Source organism: Ilumatobacter sp., assembly GCF_030065885.1.
Classification (GTDB): Bacteria; Actinomycetota; Acidimicrobiia; order Acidimicrobiales; family Ilumatobacteraceae; genus Ilumatobacter.
Window position 1 is genome coordinate 13083 of the sequence record NZ_JASJCS010000026.1, and the last position, 16199, is coordinate 29281.

14 protein-coding genes and 1 riboswitch are annotated in these 16199 nt (G+C 70.0%); of the genes, 7 read left to right on the forward strand and 7 right to left on the reverse strand.

Translation table 11 applies throughout. The features are described 5' to 3' along the window. The first annotated feature begins 56 nt into the window (after nt 1–56). From QNJ12_RS08065 to QNJ12_RS08090, 6 genes are all read left to right on the forward strand, one after another. Nucleotides 57–2102, forward strand: a complete 2046-nt coding sequence (locus QNJ12_RS08065) for a peptidoglycan-binding protein (protein WP_300621335.1) — start codon at nt 57–59, stop codon at nt 2100–2102. 52 nt (nt 2103–2154) lie between these two features. Further along, a complete protein-coding gene (locus tag QNJ12_RS08070) occupies nt 2155–2913 on the forward strand; it encodes an LLM class flavin-dependent oxidoreductase (RefSeq protein WP_300621337.1) in 759 nt (252 codons plus the stop codon). A gap of 52 nt (nt 2914–2965) precedes the next feature. Beyond that, nucleotides 2966–5371, forward strand: a complete 2406-nt coding sequence (locus QNJ12_RS08075) for a CapA family protein (protein WP_300621340.1) — start codon at nt 2966–2968, stop codon at nt 5369–5371. Between the two features lie 15 nt (nt 5372–5386). Next, nucleotides 5387–5483: riboswitch (glycine riboswitch) on the forward strand. Between the two features lie 121 nt (nt 5484–5604). Further along, on the forward strand, nt 5605–8454 hold the full coding sequence (gcvP, locus tag QNJ12_RS08080; RefSeq protein WP_300621343.1) for an aminomethyl-transferring glycine dehydrogenase: 2850 nt from the start codon (nt 5605–5607) through the stop codon (nt 8452–8454). Between the two features lie 40 nt (nt 8455–8494). Then, a complete protein-coding gene (locus QNJ12_RS08085) occupies nt 8495–10276 on the forward strand; it encodes a hypothetical protein (RefSeq protein ID WP_300621346.1) in 1782 nt (593 codons plus the stop codon). Between the two features lie 39 nt (nt 10277–10315). Continuing rightward, nucleotides 10316–11023 carry a hypothetical protein gene (locus QNJ12_RS08090; protein ID WP_300621348.1) on the forward strand — a complete coding sequence of 236 codons (708 nt, stop codon included), beginning with the start codon at nt 10316–10318 and terminating at the stop codon, nt 11021–11023. A gap of 15 nt (nt 11024–11038) precedes the next feature. On the opposite strand, the gene gcvT is transcribed toward QNJ12_RS08090, so the two are convergent. The 7 genes from gcvT to QNJ12_RS08125 all read right to left on the reverse strand — a co-directional run bounded on the left by gcvT (nt 11039) and on the right by QNJ12_RS08125 (nt 15673). Next, a complete protein-coding gene (gcvT, locus tag QNJ12_RS08095; RefSeq protein WP_300621350.1) occupies nt 11039–12079 on the reverse strand; it encodes a glycine cleavage system aminomethyltransferase GcvT in 1041 nt (346 codons plus the stop codon). A gap of 6 nt (nt 12080–12085) precedes the next feature. Then, nucleotides 12086–12523: a MerR family transcriptional regulator gene (locus tag QNJ12_RS08100; protein ID WP_300621353.1), complete on the reverse strand. Its 438-nt coding sequence runs from the start codon at nt 12521–12523 to the stop codon at nt 12086–12088. A 165-nt stretch (nt 12524–12688) separates the two neighbouring features. Further along, a complete protein-coding gene (locus QNJ12_RS08105; protein ID WP_367281766.1) occupies nt 12689–13177 on the reverse strand; it encodes a bifunctional nuclease family protein in 489 nt (162 codons plus the stop codon). A gap of 76 nt (nt 13178–13253) precedes the next feature. Next, nucleotides 13254–14150 carry a MerR family transcriptional regulator gene (locus QNJ12_RS08110; RefSeq protein WP_300621355.1) on the reverse strand — a complete coding sequence of 299 codons (897 nt, stop codon included), beginning with the start codon at nt 14148–14150 and terminating at the stop codon, nt 13254–13256. After that, on the reverse strand, nt 14143–14628 hold the full coding sequence (locus QNJ12_RS08115) for an FHA domain-containing protein (RefSeq protein ID WP_300621358.1): 486 nt from the start codon (nt 14626–14628) through the stop codon (nt 14143–14145). Before QNJ12_RS08115 ends, QNJ12_RS08110 begins: the two co-directional genes overlap by 8 nt. Nucleotides 14629–14633: 5 nt before the next feature. Then, the gene (gene gcvH, locus QNJ12_RS08120; protein WP_300621360.1) at nt 14634–15020 is read right to left on the reverse strand and encodes a glycine cleavage system protein GcvH; all 387 of its coding nucleotides are present in this window, start codon (nt 15018–15020) and stop codon (nt 14634–14636) included. Nucleotides 15021–15043: 23 nt separating this feature from the next. After that, complete coding sequence (locus tag QNJ12_RS08125; RefSeq protein WP_300621362.1) at nt 15044–15673, reverse strand: CDP-alcohol phosphatidyltransferase family protein; 630 nt, start codon at nt 15671–15673, stop codon at nt 15044–15046. Between the two features lie 42 nt (nt 15674–15715). Here QNJ12_RS08125 and QNJ12_RS08130 point away from each other — a divergent pair, with 42 nt between their 5' ends. Continuing rightward, entirely contained in the window at nt 15716–16135 is a 420-nt protein-coding gene (locus QNJ12_RS08130) for an HIT family protein (RefSeq protein WP_300621365.1), read from the forward strand. The last annotated feature ends 64 nt before the right edge of the window (nt 16136–16199 follow it).

A 16199-nucleotide genomic window follows, 5' to 3' on the forward strand; every position in this document is an offset into this window, starting at 1 on the left:
CGGCAGTGCGGGCTGACCGATATCGAACTGTCCCTGTTGGAGGAGGCCGCAGTTCCATGCACAAGTTCCGTACCCATCTGATTCGAGCCGTCACCTGTGGCGTCGTGTTGTCGCTGGCACCCCTCGCGAGCGTCTCCCCCGGCGCTTCGGCGGACGCGCCGGCGGTCGCGGTCTCCGGTCTCTCCCGCGGTGCCCGCGGTGACGCGGTGCGCTCGGTGCAGCAGGCGCTCGTGAACCAGGGCGTGTCGGTTTCGGGCGGCGTGGACGGCATCTTCGGTCCCGGCACCGAGGCGGCGCTGAAGTCGTTCCAGTCCTCCCAGGGTCTGTCGGCGACGGGTGTGGTCGACGACGCCACCGCGCTGGCGCTCGGCCTCGCATCGAGCTCTCTGCTCGGGCTGACGCAAGGGAACCGGGGCGACGCCGTGAAGCAGCTCCAGCAGCAGCTGATCGCCGCAGGGCTCGACCCGGCGGGTGGCGCAGATGGGATCTTCGGCCCCGGCACCGCCGCTGCGCTCAGCTCGTTCCAGCAGCAGCAGGGTCTCGCCGAGTCCGGCCGGGTCGACGCCGCGACCGCTGCGGCGCTCGGTGCGGTGCGCGAGGCTCCGGCGGCGCCTGCCGCAACCGATGATGCCGGTGCGCCGGCGCCCGCTGCGCCGGCCTCTCCCCTCGTCGGTCTGAAGATCGGGTCGCGGGGCACGGCGGTCCAGCAGCTGCAGCAGCAGTTGATCGACGCCGGCTTCCGCGTCGTCGGCGGCGCCGACGGGATCTTCGGCGTGCTCACCGCCAACGCACTCAGCTCGTTCCAGTACTCGGTCGACCTGCCGGCGAACGCGATCGTCGACGAGGCCACGGCCAGCGCGCTCGATGCCGCTGTGCCGGCCGGCGGTGGCGAGGCGACGAGCTCCGGCGACACGCCGAGTGGGTCGGGTGACTCGTCCTCTCCCCTGGTCGGCCTCAAGTACGGTTCGCTCGGCTCGGACGTCGAGGCGCTCCAGCGTGCGCTGCTGGCGGCGGGCATGACGGTCCGCGGCGGCGCCGACGGCGTGTTCGGCCCCGCGACGAGGGCGGCGGTCGAACAGTTCCAGGCCAGCGCGGGGCTCGAGCAGACCGGGCGAGTCGACGCAGCAACGGCCACGGCGCTCGAGTCCGAGTCCGCTGTGCACAGCGTCGCGAAGGCCAGTCCGCTCGTGGGCTTGAAGGCCGGTTCGCTCGGCTCGTCGGTGAAGCAGCTCCAGTCGGCGCTGATGGAGGCCGGCGTGAAGGTCCGGGGCGGTGCGGACGGCATCTTCGGCCCCGCGACCGCGCAGGCACTCAGGGAGTTCCAGACGTCGCAGGGCCTCGAGGCGACCGGCGTCGTCAACGCGGACACCATCGAGGCGCTCGAGAACCCGAAGGCTCCCGTGACGAGCAGCACCGAGGCCGGCGGCTATGCGGCGTACGGCGAGAAGGGGCAGCGTGTGGCCGACCTGCAGTCGGCGCTCGTGCAGGCCGGCGTCTCGGTGCGCGGCGGTGTCGACGGTGTGTTCGGTGCCGGCACCAGCGCGGCGGTCATGGACTACCAGCGCCAGCAGGGCCTCAAGGTGACCGGCAAGGTCAACGACTCGACGGCGGCCGCGCTGGGGCTGGTCAAGGCGCCCGCGCCCACGGCGCCCGAGTCGAGCAGCGTCACGCTCGAGGTCTTCCCGGTGCAGGGCAAGTGCTACTACGGCGACACGTGGCACTATCCGCGCGGCGGTGGCCGCCTCCACCTCGGCGTCGACATCATCGCGCCGGAGGGCAAAGAGCTGTACGCCGCTGCCGACGGCAAGATCACGAAGGTGTACACGGACTACCCGGGTTCGCTCGCCGGCAACGGCGTGCGCATCACCATGGCCGACGGCACGGCCTTCTTCTACGCCCACATGACCCAGGTGGCCGAGGGCATCGAGGTCGGCGTTCCTGTCCGGGCCGGTCAGCTGGTCGGCTACGTCGGCAGCACCGGCAACTCGGGCACGCCGCACCTCCACTTCGAAGTGCACCCGAAGGGCGGCGCGGCGATCAACCCGTATCCGCTGGTCAAGGCCATCGACCAGTGCTCGAACGAAGCCTCCCGCGCGGCCTGACCGACGATCGGGACCGCCGCTGCAGCGGCCGCGGCGACCGTACGCTGTCGCGATGACGGTGCTCGACATCCAGCTGAGCCCAGGCAACACCGACTGGGCGTCGTACCGAGATGCAGTGCTCGCCGCGGAGGCCGCCGGGTTCGGTGCGGTCTGGGTGTTCGACCACCTCGCCGGCGTGGCGTTGGGCGGCACGTCGATGCTCGAGACGTTCGCCAGCCTGGGTGCGCTGGCCGAGGCCACGACGCAGGTCGAGCTCGGCGTGCTGGTGGCCAACGTCTGGAACCGGCAGGTCGGCACGCTGGTGGCGGCTGCGGCATCGGTCGCGCTCGTGGCCGGACGCCAGGTCCACCTCGGACTCGGCGCAGGGGCGTCCCCCACCAGCGCGTGGGCGACCGAGCAGCGAGCCGTCGGTGCCGACCTCGAGCCCGACCTCGACACCCGGCACGCCCGCGTCGTCGACGTCCTCGAGCTGAGCGCCCAGCAGTGGAGCGACGATCGCGACGAGCAGTTCGACACGTTTCCACTGCCTACTCCCCCGCCGACTCGCATCGTCGGCGTCAACAGCCGGCGGCTCAGCCGGATCGCGGGGCGCCACGCCGACGGCATCAACGTCCGCTGGACGGATCCGAGCCGCGACGATTACTTGGCCGCCGCCGATGCGGAGGCCGGCGATCGCCCGTTCCTCCGCACCGCCTACGCGCTGTTCGACGAGGAGCTCCTCGATCCCGATCACCCCGAGCGCACGGCGATGACCGCTCGAGGAATCGACCGCTTGATCCTGGCGGTGCTCGGCCCCCCACCGAGCTTCTGACCACGGGGTGTCACGCGTTGCGCGCAGATTGCGGCGTACGCTGGTCGACGTCATGAAGCGGTCGGCAGCGTTGATCACCGTCGTCATGGCGCTGTCGGTCGGCTGCACCTTCGGGCCCCAGGAGACCGGCCGGTTCGACGTCCGCACCGCCGTCGGCGTCACGGTGGTCGACGAGTCTCGACGGGTCGTGCAGGGAGCTCGCTTCGAGTGGCCCGGTGGGTCGGCGACAGCCGACGACGACGGTCGATTCACGGTCGAGATCAGCAGTCCGATCGCCGGCGTGGTCACGGCCGCCGGCATGTTGCCCGAGCCGTTGGCGATCTCCCCGCGCGACCGTGAGATGGCGCTCACGCTCCTGGCGAGGAGTGGTTCCAACGGCACTCGGACCACGCTGCACTTCGGCGGCGACGTCATGCTCGGTCGGCGCTACCAGGCACCGACTCGAGATGGCACCGCAGTCGCCCAGGACGCGGCGTCCGCTCGAGACGTCGTCGCCGACCTGGCACCGATCTCGCGTGCCGCCGACGTCACGATCGTCAACGCCGAGACCGTGGTCGGTTCGCTCCCGGCGGATGAGGCCTACCCGGGCAAGCGATTCCTGCTCCAGTCGCCGCCGATCGTGACCGACATGCTCGACGAGCTCGGCGTCGACCTGGTGACGCTCGGGAACAACCACGCGTACGACTGGCGGGATCCCGGCGTTCGAACCACCATCGACGCCTTCGACGGGGCCGGGATGCCGCACACCGGTGCGGGGTTCACCGCCGAGGAGGCGCTCCAGGGCGCCCTCATCGATGCCGGTGCACGGCGACTCGGCATCGTGTCGGTGACCACGGTCAACGGCAGCTTCGTGAACGACCAGTTGCCGCTCACGAGCGACGAGGTTCCCGGCGACCTGCCGCCCGACGAGGCATGGCAGTACGAGCAGCGGTCCTTCGAATTCGGGACCGATGGTGCGCCGGGCCACTTCCCACCGGCCGAACGGCGCGCCGGAGACGCCTGGCAGGCCTATCTCCGCATCGAGGATCAGCTCGCTCCGGAACGGGCGGCCGCGCTCTGGGCGGCGCTGACGGCCGACGACGCCTACCCCGAGCTGCAGGACTGGATCGCCCGTCGCGGCCACGGCGGTGCTGCAGGGTACGACCGCGAGGCCGTCGCCGAGGAGATCGGTGCCCTGCGAGACGCCGGGGCCGATCTGGTGGTCGTCCAGTTCCATGGCGGCTTCCAGTTTGCCGAGGTCAAGAGCTCGTTCATCCGCCGCATCTCCCACCGGGCGATCGACGCCGGCGCCGACATGGTCGTCAGCCATCATCCGCACGTGCTGCAGGGGCTCGAGTGGTACCGGGGTTCGTTGATCGCGTACAGCCTCGGCAACCTCGTGTTCGATCAGGACTTCCTCTCGACCTTCCCGTCGATGATGCTCCGTGTCGTCGTCGACAGCGCAGGCGTCGTCGACGTTCGCGTGATCCCGGTCATGCTCGTCGACTACCGCCCCGTTCCGGTGGCCGGTGACGCTGCCGAACGGATCGTGCGCCTCGTCAACACACGTTCGACGCTGCCAGCGGAGAGCGAGCGGATCACGGGCTTCGAGGTCGACAGCGTCCTCGTCGACGATGGCATCGACGGGGTCGAGCCCGCCTGGGTGGACTTCGAGCGGAACACGGGCCGTGTCGGGCGCGTGCCGGCATCGAGCACGTCGACCCTCAGCGCCGGCCCGCAGGCATCGGCACGGCTGCCACCTTGCCTGTCGGTGCGCGCCGACGAGTTGCCCGCCGGCGTCGAGTACGGCATCGACCTGTTCGACTGGGGCGGATTCGACGATGTCACCGCGGACGGCCAGCGGGGCGTGCCCATGCACTGGGTGACTCCCAACGATCCGGACGCCTGGGCGGTCGTGCAAGGTGAGAGCTCGGACCCCACCGACGACGCGCTTCGCTTGTTGACCAACGCGAACCGGCGCGTGTCCGCCCGATTCGTGGCTCGGGCCACCATCGCGGCGCATCGGCTGTACGACGGCGAAGACGACCAGCCGATCGATCGACCCCCGAGCTACACGCTCGAACTGAGCGCACGCCGCGAGCGCGGCGAGGCAGCGTCTGCGCGCATCGACGTCTTCCACGTCGACGATACGGATCCCACCAGCGAACCCGAGTCCACGAAGCTGCGAACGACCGACATACCGTTCTCCGTCAGCGACGAAGGAGGCTGGGAGCGCATCACGCTCGACCTCGACGACGCCTTGTTCGCGCCGGTCGACGAGCTGACGGCCGACGCCGTGATGGTGACGCTGAGCGTGGACGCCGCGTTTCGTGGCGAGTTCACGTTCGACAATGTCAGGCTGATGGAGTGGCGTGCCGCTCCGTTGACGCAGTACCCCATCTGGGCCGAGATCGATGCGCTGCGTGCGTCGGAGTTCGGATCCGTCACCGTCATGACGGCCGGCTGCGACAGCGTGTAGCGTGCTCGGTGTCGCAGAACCCGCTCGGGAGAGGCGTCGCCGACTCGTCGGTGACGGCGCCGAAGGAGCAACCACCCCGGAATCTCTCAGGCAGATGGACCGGGCGGGCGAGGCAACGCTGGAAAGCAGACGGCACCGCCGTCTCGCCGACGGGGAAAGCCGACGAGGTCGGCGAAACTCTCAGGTACCGATGACAGCGGGGGCACGAGGAGCGCGCACGATCCGGAGGCACCGTGTCACAACCATTGGCTGAACTGTTCGACGACGACGATTTCGTCGGACGCCACATCGGACCTCGACGGCACGATCTCGACCACATGCTGGCGACGATTGGCGTGGACGACGTGGCGTCGCTCCTCGACGAGGCGGTGCCTGCGTCGATCCGCGCCGACGAGCTCGATCTCGGTCGGCCGCGGTCCGAGACGGACGTGCTCGCCGAGCTCCGAGCGATCGCGGATCAGAACCAGGTCCGCACGAACCTGATCGGCATGGGGTACTCCGGCACGATCACGCCGCCGGTCGTGCGCCGCAACGTGCTCGAGAACCCAGCGTGGTACACCGCCTACACCCCGTACCAGCCCGAGATCAGCCAGGGCCGCCTGGAGGCTCTCCTCAACTTCCAGACGATGGTGAGCGACCTGACGGGCCTCGACATCGCCAACGCCTCGTTGCTCGACGAGGCGACCGCTGCCGCCGAGGCGATGTCGCTGGCGCGGCGTGTGACCCGCCGTGCGCCCGACCGCTTCTTCGTGCACCACGACACCCACCCGCAGACGATCGCCGTGCTCGCCACCCGCGCCGAGCCGGTGGGCGTCGAGCTCGTGGTCGGCGACGTCGACCTGCTCGACGAGGGCGACGGCTACTTCGGTGCGCTGTTCAGCTACCCGACGTCGACCGGCGCGGTCACCGACTGGTCGGCCGCGATCGGCAAGGTCCACGATCTGGGCGCGCAGGCGATCGTGGCCACCGACCTGCTGGCGTGCGTCCTGCTCCGCTCCCCCGGGGCCCTCGGTGCCGACATCGCAGTCGGCTCCGCCCAACGCTTCGGGGTGCCGCTCGGCTTCGGCGGACCGCACGCGGGCTTCATCGCCGTCCGCGAGTCCGCCTCGCGTGCGCTGCCCGGCCGGCTCGTCGGCGTCAGCACCGACACCGCCGACCGGCCTGCGCTCCGGCTCGCGCTGCAGACGCGGGAACAGCACATCCGGCGCGAGAAGGCCACGTCCAACATCTGCACCGCCCAGGTGCTGCTGGCGAACATCGCCGGGCTGTACGCGTCGTGGCACGGCCCCGACGGATTGCGCCGGATCGCCCGGCGGGTGCACGGCCTCACGAACCTGCTCGCCGAGCGTGCGCGGTCTGCGGGGCTGAGCCTGCGCCACGACACCTGGTTCGACACGATCGTGGTCGACGGGGTTGATGCACCGGCGGTGCACGCCGAGGCCGGCGAACGCGGCATCAACCTCCGGCACCTGGGAGACCGGTCGGTCGGGATCGCGCTCGACGAGACCACCGGCGTCGAGACCGTGAACGCCGTCGCCGCATGTCTCGGGGCTGCTCCCCTGCCCGCTGCGCCGATCGTCGACGTCTCGCTGGCCGGCGATCAGTTGCGCACCGACGACATCCTGCAGCAGGCAGCCTTCACGAGCTACCACAGCGAGCACGAGATGTTGCGGTACCTGCGCCGTCTCGCAGACCGCGATCTGGCGCTCGATCGGACGATGATCCCGCTCGGTTCGTGCACGATGAAGCTGAACGCGACGAGTGAGATGGAGCCGATCACGTGGCCCGAGTTCGCCGCGATCCACCCGTTCGCTCCCTCGGACCAGACGGCCGGCTACAGGCGACTCGTCGACGACCTCGAGTCGGCGCTCGCCGAGATCACCGGCTACGACGCGGTCAGCCTGCAGCCGAACGCCGGCAGCCAGGGCGAGTTCGCGGGCCTCCTCGCGATCCGCGCGTACCACCGCAGCCGCGACGACCACCAGCGCACGATCTGCCTGATCCCTGCCAGCGCACACGGCACGAACGCGGCCAGCGCCGTCATGGCGGGGATGGACGTCCACGTGGTCCGCTGCGACGACGACGGCAACGTCGATCTCGACGACCTGCGCACGCACATCGACGACGCCGGCGATCGTCTCGCGGCGATCATGGTCACGTACCCCTCGACGCACGGCGTGTTCGAGCCGGGCATCGGCGACCTGTGCGAGATGGTGCACGCCGCGGGCGGCCAGGTGTACGTCGACGGTGCCAATCTCAACGCCCTGGTCGGGCTCGCCAAGCCCGGCCGGTTCGGCGCCGACGTGAGCCACCTCAACCTGCACAAGACGTTCTGCATCCCGCACGGCGGTGGCGGGCCGGGTGTCGGCCCGATCGGCGTGCGAGCACACCTCGCGCCGTTCCTGCCCGGCGACCCGCTCGGTGACGCCGACCAGCCGGTCGGGCCCGTGTCGGCAGCCAACTTCGGATCGGCAGGCATCCTGCCGATCTCATGGGTGTACCTCGCACTGATGGGCGCGGCCGGGTTGCGGCGAGCCACGGAGATCGCCATCACCGCCGCCAACTACGTGGCCGCACGGCTGCAGGATGCGTATCCGGTGCTCTACACCGGCGAGCACGGTCGCGTGGCCCACGAGTGCATCATCGACATCCGGCCGCTGTCCAAGCGAACGGGTGTCAGCGTCGACGATGTCGCCAAGCGACTGATCGACTTCGGGTTCCACGCCCCGACGATGAGCTTCCCGGTCGCCGGCACGCTGATGATCGAACCCACGGAGAGCGAGGAGCGCCGCGAGCTCGACCGCTTCTGCGATGCGATGCTGGCGATCAGGGCCGAGATCGACGAGGTCGCGGACGGGGCGCTCGAGATCGACGAGAGCCCGCTGCGGCACGCTCCGCACACCGCCGAAGATCTGCTCGGCGAGTGGGATCGGAAGTACTCGCGATCGCAGGCCGCGTTCCCGTTGTCGTCCCTGCGGCTCGACAAGTACTTCGCTCCGGTCTCGCGGATCGACGGGGCATACGGCGACCGTCATCTCGTCTGCAGCTGCGAGCCGCTCGAGGCATTCGCCGTGAACCGCTGATTGCCCGCGCCCGCGGCGGTACCGCCAGTATCGTGTCCGGATGACCGCGGTCGAGCAGCTGCGCCGCGTGCCGGCGCGCTGGATCGGCATCGTGGGCGTGTCGCTCGCGCTCGTCGCGCTCACCGCGATCGCGGTCGCACTCGGTGCCGGCAGCGACGGCAGCCTCGCCACTGCCGGCGGCACCGATCCGTCCACCACCTCGTCGACCGTGTCGACGGTCCGGACCACCGGGTCCTTGTCGAGCACGACGGTCGCCGCGTCGCCGACCACGGGCCGGACCACGACGACGTTCGTCCGCCCGCCGCGGACGAACCCCGGCGACCTCGACCTGCAGGACGCCTACGTCTTCGACATCGACCTCGACAACCCCGGTGTGGCGGCCCGCCCGATACCCGACGACCCACCCGCCGTGGCGCCGCCGACGACGCTGGCTCCCCCGCCGTGGGCGGCGAGCACTCGCCTCACGGCGGGCGGCCACGTGGCGACCGATGTCGGGTGCGCGACCGACCGCTTCGCCGGATCGCTCGATGCGTTCCTCGCCGAACGTGTCGGTCCGGTGCTCGGCTGGGACTACCAGCACGTGTACCCGCTCGGCGACGACCGCTTCCTCTGGCTGTTCCAGGACACGTTCCTCGACCACACCGGAACGTCGAGCTCGCTGGCCGCCTCGCGGTTCGTGCACAACGCGGCCATGGTGCAAGAGGGCTCGTGCTTCACACTGCTGCACCGCGGCACGACGGCGCGGCCCGCCTCGTTCGAGCCGGGCGACGGACTCGGTGGCGTCAGGACGAAGTGGTTCTGGCCGATGGGTGGCGAACTCGTCGACGGGCAACTCTGGGTCTTCTGGGCCGAGATGATCAAGGACCCGTACGATCCCGACCCGCCACAGGGTCTCGGGTGGCACCCCGAGCGGGTCTTTCTCGCCACCTACGACGCCGAGACGCTCGAGCGGCTGGCCTTCTGGCCCGCACCCAACGGCGGGGTGGCTCCGATCTACGGGTACGCCGTCAGCAGCGACGAGACCCACACGTATCTGTTCGGCAACACGTTCGAGCAGAACATGATCCGGGAGGGCGGCTTCTGGAACGGACCGCACTCGGCGACGGCGATGTGGCTGGCGCGCGTCCCGAGGGGTGCGGTCGCGACGCAGCCGGAGTACCGGACCGCCGACGGCTGGTCGGACGATCCCGCCGCTGCCGTGCCGATCCTCGAGCGCTACTACGCCGAGAACCCGATGCAGCCGCGGTACCTCGGCGGGCAATGGGTCGCCGCCACCGCCGTCGACGGGTACTGGGGCGACCAGCTGGCGATCGACGTCGCACCCGACCCGTGGGGCCCGTGGACGACGGTCGAGTACCGCGATCTCGAACCTCGGGGTGGCGACCCGAAGAAGAACACCTACCACGCGCACGTCCTGCCGTGGCGCGACGGGTACGGCTCGGTGCTCGTGTCGGTGTCGAACAACGCGCGCGACATGGCCCGCGACGCCTGGTACAACCCCGAGCGCTACCGGCCGATGGTGCTGTTCTCGGTGTACCGGGAGACACCAGCGACGACCACGACGACGTCGACCACCACCACCACGACGACCACGACCACGACCACCACGGCGCCGCCGACGACGTCGAGCACCACGAGCACCACGACCACCAGTTCGACGTCGACCACCACGACGACCAGCTCGACGACGAGCACGACGACCACGGTGCCCGCATCGTCGACGAGCACCACGACCACCACGACCACCAGCTCGACGACCCCGCCGCCGACCACGACCACGACGGCCGGCCCCACGACCTCCGCGCCGGGCGACGAGGGCTGAGGTGAGGGACGCGTGCGTGTTCGGGCCTAGCCTGCGGCAATGACCGACGACAGCGTTCGCAACGACGGCCTCGCCGACGTGATCAACATCCTCGCTGCCCCGATCGCGAGCGGTATCCGAACGGTCGAGCAGTTCCGGCGTGGCGCCGACGAGCTGATCCGTGCCGTCGAGAACCTGAACCGCACGATGGAGAACCTCAACGAGACGGCCACCCGGGTGAACCGGCTCGTCGCCGACGTGGAAGAGCCGATTCGGGCCATGATCCCCCAGCTCACGCGTACCGTGCAGACGGCCGACGAGATCACGCGGCGCCTCGAGGGTCCGCTGCGCACCGCGGCGCCGAACATCGAGAAGGTGGTCGGCACGCTGAGCTCGCCCGGGTTCGCCTCACTGCCCGAACAGCTCGGCGAGTTCATGCAGTCGATCGGCGACGTCTCCCGCCGCCTCGGACCGCTCACGCAGTTCGCCGAGAGCGCAGGTGGCCTGTTCGGTGGGCTCAAGCTGCCGGGGATGGGCGGCTCGGGGCCGGCGCGATCCGAGCCGACCGAGCCCGTGGTCGACTCGCGCCGCAGCCCCGCAACGGCGTCACCGGCCGCAGCTGCGACGACGAGCCCGGCGAAGAAGACCAGCACGAAGACGACATCCTCGAAGAAGAAGGCTGCGGCGAAGAAGACCCCCGCCAAGAAGACCCCGGCGAAGAAGTCGTCGGCGAAGAAGTCGTCGGCGAAGAAGGCCGCGTCGACGTAGGCGAGCCAGCGGGCGTCAGCGCGAGACGAAGGGCGTCGATGCCACGGCGCCGGGCAGGCGCGAACCCCGGACGTCGACCTCGACCGGATCGCCGATCTCGGCGTCGGGCGAGAGCAGCGCCAGCGCGATGCCCTGTTCGAGCACCGGCGAGAAGTTGCCCGACGTGACGGTGCCGACGAGCTCGCCGTTGCGGTAGACGTCGCAGCCGGTTCGAGGCGGGCGGCGGCCCTCGGTGACGATGCCGCGCAGCCGGCGCGACGGACCGGCCGTGCGTTCGGCGAGCAGCGCCTCACGACCCACGAAGGCCGGCTTGTCGAAGGCGACGACCCAGCCGAGCCCGGCCTGGAGCGGCGTGATGCCGGGGCCGAGCTCTTGGCCGTGCAGCGGCAACCCGGCCTCGAGTCGCAGGGTGTCGCGTGCACCGAGCCCGGCCGGTTGCACACCCGCCCCGGTCACGGCCTCCCACAACGACGTGGCTCCGTCGGCGGGCACGGCGATCTCGATGCCCGGCTCGCCGGTGTAGCCGGTTCCGGCGACGACGCAGTCGTGCTCGCGCCAGCGGCAACGGTCGACCCGGAACCGCCCGACTGCTGCGGCCTCGGGAAACACACCGGCGACCAGGTCGCGAGCGGCGGGGCCCTGCACGGCGATCACCGCCCGGGTCGCAGTGATGTCGTCGCCGCCCAAGGCTGCGATCACCCGGTCGGTGTTCGACGCGTTCGGCATCACGTCGAACACGTCACCGCCGGGGTGCCACCACACGATGATGTCGTCGAGCACCGACCCCGACCCGTCGAGCAGGTGGGTGTACTGGGCGCGGCCCGGCTCGATCTTGTCGAGGTCGTTGGTGAGCGTTCGTTGGAGGACGTCGTACGCGTCGACCGAGGCGAGGCGGACGGTACCGAGGTGCGAGACGTCGAAGGCCACCGCCGAACGTCGACACGCCATGTGCTCGGCGAGCGTGCCGGTGTACTCGAGCGGCATCTCCCAGCCGCCGAACGGCACCATCTTGGCGCCGAGCCCGCGGTGGACCGCGTCGAGCGGCGACCGGTGCATCGAGCCCTACTGCGCGACGGCGGCAGGCAGGTCGAACCCGAGCGAGACGACGTGGCTGTCGACCTCGTCCTTCACGCCGGCGAGCGACAACACGTTGAGGACACCCTGCCCCTGGGCGAGCACGTCGATCAGCTCGTCGCCCTGGGCGAGCACGACCGAGCTGCCGTTGATGACGAGGTGCGCCGACGCGATGTCGGTGGTGACGTGCTCGCGGAGATAGGCGAACACGTCGCGCACCGACTCGAGCTTGATGCCTGCGTCGAGCAGCGTCTTGATGACGCGCAGCTCGAGCAGGTCCTTGTAGCTGTACCGCCGACGGCTGCCGCTGCCGCTCGCGTCGGACAGTGACGGCCTGATCAGGTCGGTGCGAGCCCAGTAGTCGAGCTGCCGGTAGGTGATGCCGACCACCTTCGCCGCTTGCGTTCCGCTGAAGCCGTCACTCATCGACGATCCTCCGATGTGTCGTGCCGCGTATGCGGCTGCCTGCCCAACCAGGGTGTGGTTGCACCGGGTCGTGGGCCATACACCGGTGTAACTACGGACCTGTGAGCCTACGCCCGAGCGCGCGCGGCGTCAACGAATTGTTGCCTCGGGTGCGTCGGCTCCGGGTCAGGACGCGAAGTCGTCGGGGCTGACGCTGTCGATGAAGTCCTTGAACTCGTCGATGATCTCCTCGGACTCCTCGGCCGGCTCGGGCTCGGGCACCTGCCCGACCTCGTCGAGCAGGTCGTCGGACGCGAACAGCGGCGCGTCGCAGCGAACCGCCAGGGCGATCGCATCGGAGGGCCGGCTCGACACGATGTGCTCACCGTCGTGGCCCTGCAGGTGCAGCTCGGCGTAGAACGTGTGATCGCGGACCTCGGTGACGACGACGCGCTCGAGCGAGCTGCCGAGCTCGCCCAGCACGGTCACGAACAGGTCGTGGGTCATCGGTCGCGGTGGGTCGATGCCCTCGAGTGCGTAGTGGATGGCCGAGGCCTCGGGGCTACCGATGTAGATCGGCAACAGGCGGTGGTCGCCCTCCTGCTCCTGCAACAGGACCATGGGGGTGTTCGCAGGGATCTCGACCCGCACGCCGACCAGCTCCATCGCTCTCACGCTCGCGACACTACTCCCCCGCAGCAACCCCGCTTCGTCGGGCTGCCGAACGCCTACCGAGGCTCACTACCGAGGCTCACTGCTCGAAGTGGTGGCGCAGGGCATGCCGGGTCATCGCGGCCCGGATCGTGCCGCCGAGCACGTCGAGTCGGCGAAGCTGCTCGAGTGCCTCGGCCCGGGCCTCGGGGCTCCGCTGCCGGAAGCGAGGGGTGACCAGTTGCTCGTACAGCGAGACCTCTCGCTCGGCGGCGGTGCGGAAGGTCCGGAGGTGGCGGGCGTCGACGCCCGCCCGCAACAGCTCACATGCCGGCTTCGCGATCTCGACGGCGTCGTCGCCGTAGAGGGCCACCCCCGTCGACTCGCGGGGCACGACGATGCCGAACGACTCGAGCTGGTCGAGCTCGCTGTCGGTCATCGACACCATGCTGCAGAGCTCGGCCCGGTCGAGCAGCACGCTCGGCAGCAACTGGGGCGCCGGTTCGTCGGGCTCGTCGACCGTGGGTGCCTCGGCCGGGTCGCCGTTGCGGCCCGACGACGGGTGGGCTGCGATGCTGGCCGCCGGCACCGACTCGCCGGCCGCCTCGTCGACCGCGTCGGCATCACCCTCGAGTTGAGGTCGAGGGTCGGCCTCGGCCTCGCCGGCCGTGCCGCTCTCGTCGGCCTGGTCGTCCTCGGCGGCGTCGTCGCCGGGCCGCAGGTGCTCGCCGGTCGGATCGATCTCGCCCGAATCGAGCCGATCCTTGATGACCCGCAGCGGCAGGTAGTTCTGACGTTGCTCGGTGAGGATCACGCGCAACAGCTCGACGTCCTCGTCGTAGAACTTGCGGTAGCCCGAGGACGTTCGCTCGGGCGAGATGAGGCCCTGGCTCTCGAGGAACCGGATCTTCGAGATCGTCACGTCGGGGAACTCCTCGAGCAGCATGCCGAGGACCTCGCCGATCGAGAGGTGGCTGGCGTCTTTGACCTCAGCCATCGGTGCGCTCGAAGAAGACCAGACGGAACTTGCCGATCTGCAGCTCGTCGCCGTGGTGGAGCGACGCCCGCTCGACGCGCTCCTGGTTGACGTAGGTGCCGTTGAGCGAGCCGGAGTCGGCGACGACGTACCCGTCGGCGGTGCGCTGCACCTCGGCGTGGCGTCGTGACACCGTGATGTCGTCGAGCGAGATCTCGCTGTCGGGATGACGCCCCAGCCTGGTCAGATCGCTGTCGAGCGTGAACCGGGCGCCCGACTGCTCGCCGGAGCGGACGATCAGCACGCCGTACCCCTTGGCGAGCTCGCCCACCGGGATGACGAGGTCGTCGTCGGTGCCCGGAGCGTCCTGGAGCGGATCGACCGCGGCGAGCGTGATGGTCCGGTCGTCGAGCAGGTCGAGCGGGGAGCCGCAGCTCGAGCAGAAGTTGCTGTCGGGCGGGTTCCGATGACCGCACTGGTTGCAGTACACGTAGGACATGGTGGTCAGCCTTCGGTCAGGGCTCGGTATCCAGCGGCGTCGAGCAGCGCGTCGAGATCGGCATCGGCACTCATGTCGATGTCGTACAGCCAACCTTCGCCGTACGGGTCCTCGTTGAGCAACTCGGGTGCGTCCGCGAGCGCCTCGTTGACGGCAGCCACCGAGCCCGCGACGGGCGCGTAGATCTCGGACACCGACTTGGTCGACTCGAGCTCGCCGACCGCGTCGTCGGCTGCCACGGCGTCGCCGACATCGGGCAGGTCGACGAAGACCACGTCGCCGAGCGCGTCTTGCGCGTAGTCGGTGATGCCGACCCGAACCCTCGACCCGTCATCGAGGCGCCGAACCCACTCGTGTTCGGCCGTATAGCGCAGTTCGTCGGGGACGTTCATGGGGCACCACCGTATCGGCCCGGTCAACTCGACCGTGAACGCTCGGATCCCGTCTCACGCCCAGCGGCCAGACCGGCACGGATCGCGGGCACGTAGGCGATCGCCGTGTAGTAGCTCAGGACGAGACCGGGGATGCCGAAGCACCACGCGGCGACCGTGAACGCATCGGCGATCGGAATGCTGCTGTTGCCCATCAGGAACCCGGGCACGGCGAACATCAGCAGGAACGTGGCCGTCTTGCCCCACCACGTGACGTCGAACCGCGCCATGCCGAAGAACACCGTCGCGACGGCGATCGTCGCACCGACCACGACCTCGCGGGCCAGCACCGCGATCGCGAACCAGAGCGGGATCGAGTCGTTGACGATGATCGCGACGATGCCGACCACGAACAGCAGGCGATCGACCGTCGGGTCGAACTTCTTGCCGAACTCGCTGGTCTGGCCGAGTCGGCGGGCCAGGTAGCCGTCGACCCAGTCGGTGGCGCCGAGCCCGCCGAGCACCCACGCCGCCGCTTGCCGCGACGGCAGGCCGAACAGCAGCCACACGAACAGGGGCAGGCAGAGCAACCGGACGAGCGTGACGAGGTTCGGGACGGTCCAGAGCGTGTCGACCTCGCCGTCCGGGGCTGCGATGTCGGTCGAGCCGGTCACGTGGGTGAGCCTAGGCCGCGGCCCGGCACGTAGATTGCGGCCATGGCCACGGTGTTCACGCGGATCATCAACGGCGAGCTCCCCGGCACCTTCGTCTGGCGCGACGACCGCTGCGTCGTGTTCATGTCGATCAACCCGATGGCGCACGGTCACGCGCTCGTCGTGCCGATCGACGAGATCGATCACTGGATCGATGCACCGGCCGACCTGGCCGCGCACCTCTTCGAGGTCACCCGCCACATCGCCCAGGCCCAGCGAGCCGCGTTCTCCCCCGAGAAGGTCGGGGTGATCATCGCGGGATACGAGGTGCCGCACACCCACATCCACGTCATCCCGACCAACGACATGGCCGAGCTGTCGTTCGCCAACGCCGCAGCGTCGGTCGAGCGCGAGGCGCTCGATGCCGCCGCCGAGTCGATCCGTCTCGAGCTGCGCCGGTCGGAGCACGCTCACGTCGTCTGAGCTCTCCTCGGCCGGCTTCCTCAAGATTCCGTCAAGGTCGCGCAGAGACCATCTGACCAGGGTC

Bases quoted from the DNA above. Each gene is read 5' to 3' on its own strand.
- QNJ12_RS08065 (WP_300621335.1), top strand. From the start codon at position 57: ATGCACAAGTTCCGTACCCATCTGATTCGAGCCGTCACCTGTGGCGTC.
- QNJ12_RS08070 (WP_300621337.1), top strand. From the start codon at position 2,155: ATGACGGTGCTCGACATCCAGCTGAGCCCAGGCAACACCGACTGGGCG.
- QNJ12_RS08075 (WP_300621340.1), top strand. From the start codon at position 2,966: ATGAAGCGGTCGGCAGCGTTGATCACCGTCGTCATGGCGCTGTCGGTC.
- QNJ12_RS08085 (WP_300621346.1), top strand. From the start codon at position 8,495: ATGACCGCGGTCGAGCAGCTGCGCCGCGTGCCGGCGCGCTGGATCGGC.
- QNJ12_RS08090 (WP_300621348.1), top strand. From the start codon at position 10,316: ATGACCGACGACAGCGTTCGCAACGACGGCCTCGCCGACGTGATCAAC.
- gcvT (WP_300621350.1), bottom strand. From the start codon at position 12,079: ATGCACCGGTCGCCGCTCGACGCGGTCCACCGCGGGCTCGGCGCCAAG.
- QNJ12_RS08100 (WP_300621353.1), bottom strand. From the start codon at position 12,523: ATGAGTGACGGCTTCAGCGGAACGCAAGCGGCGAAGGTGGTCGGCATC.
- QNJ12_RS08110 (WP_300621355.1), bottom strand. From the start codon at position 14,150: ATGGCTGAGGTCAAAGACGCCAGCCACCTCTCGATCGGCGAGGTCCTC.
- QNJ12_RS08115 (WP_300621358.1), bottom strand. From the start codon at position 14,628: ATGTCCTACGTGTACTGCAACCAGTGCGGTCATCGGAACCCGCCCGAC.
- gcvH (WP_300621360.1), bottom strand. From the start codon at position 15,020: ATGAACGTCCCCGACGAACTGCGCTATACGGCCGAACACGAGTGGGTT.
- QNJ12_RS08130 (WP_300621365.1), top strand. From the start codon at position 15,716: ATGGCCACGGTGTTCACGCGGATCATCAACGGCGAGCTCCCCGGCACC.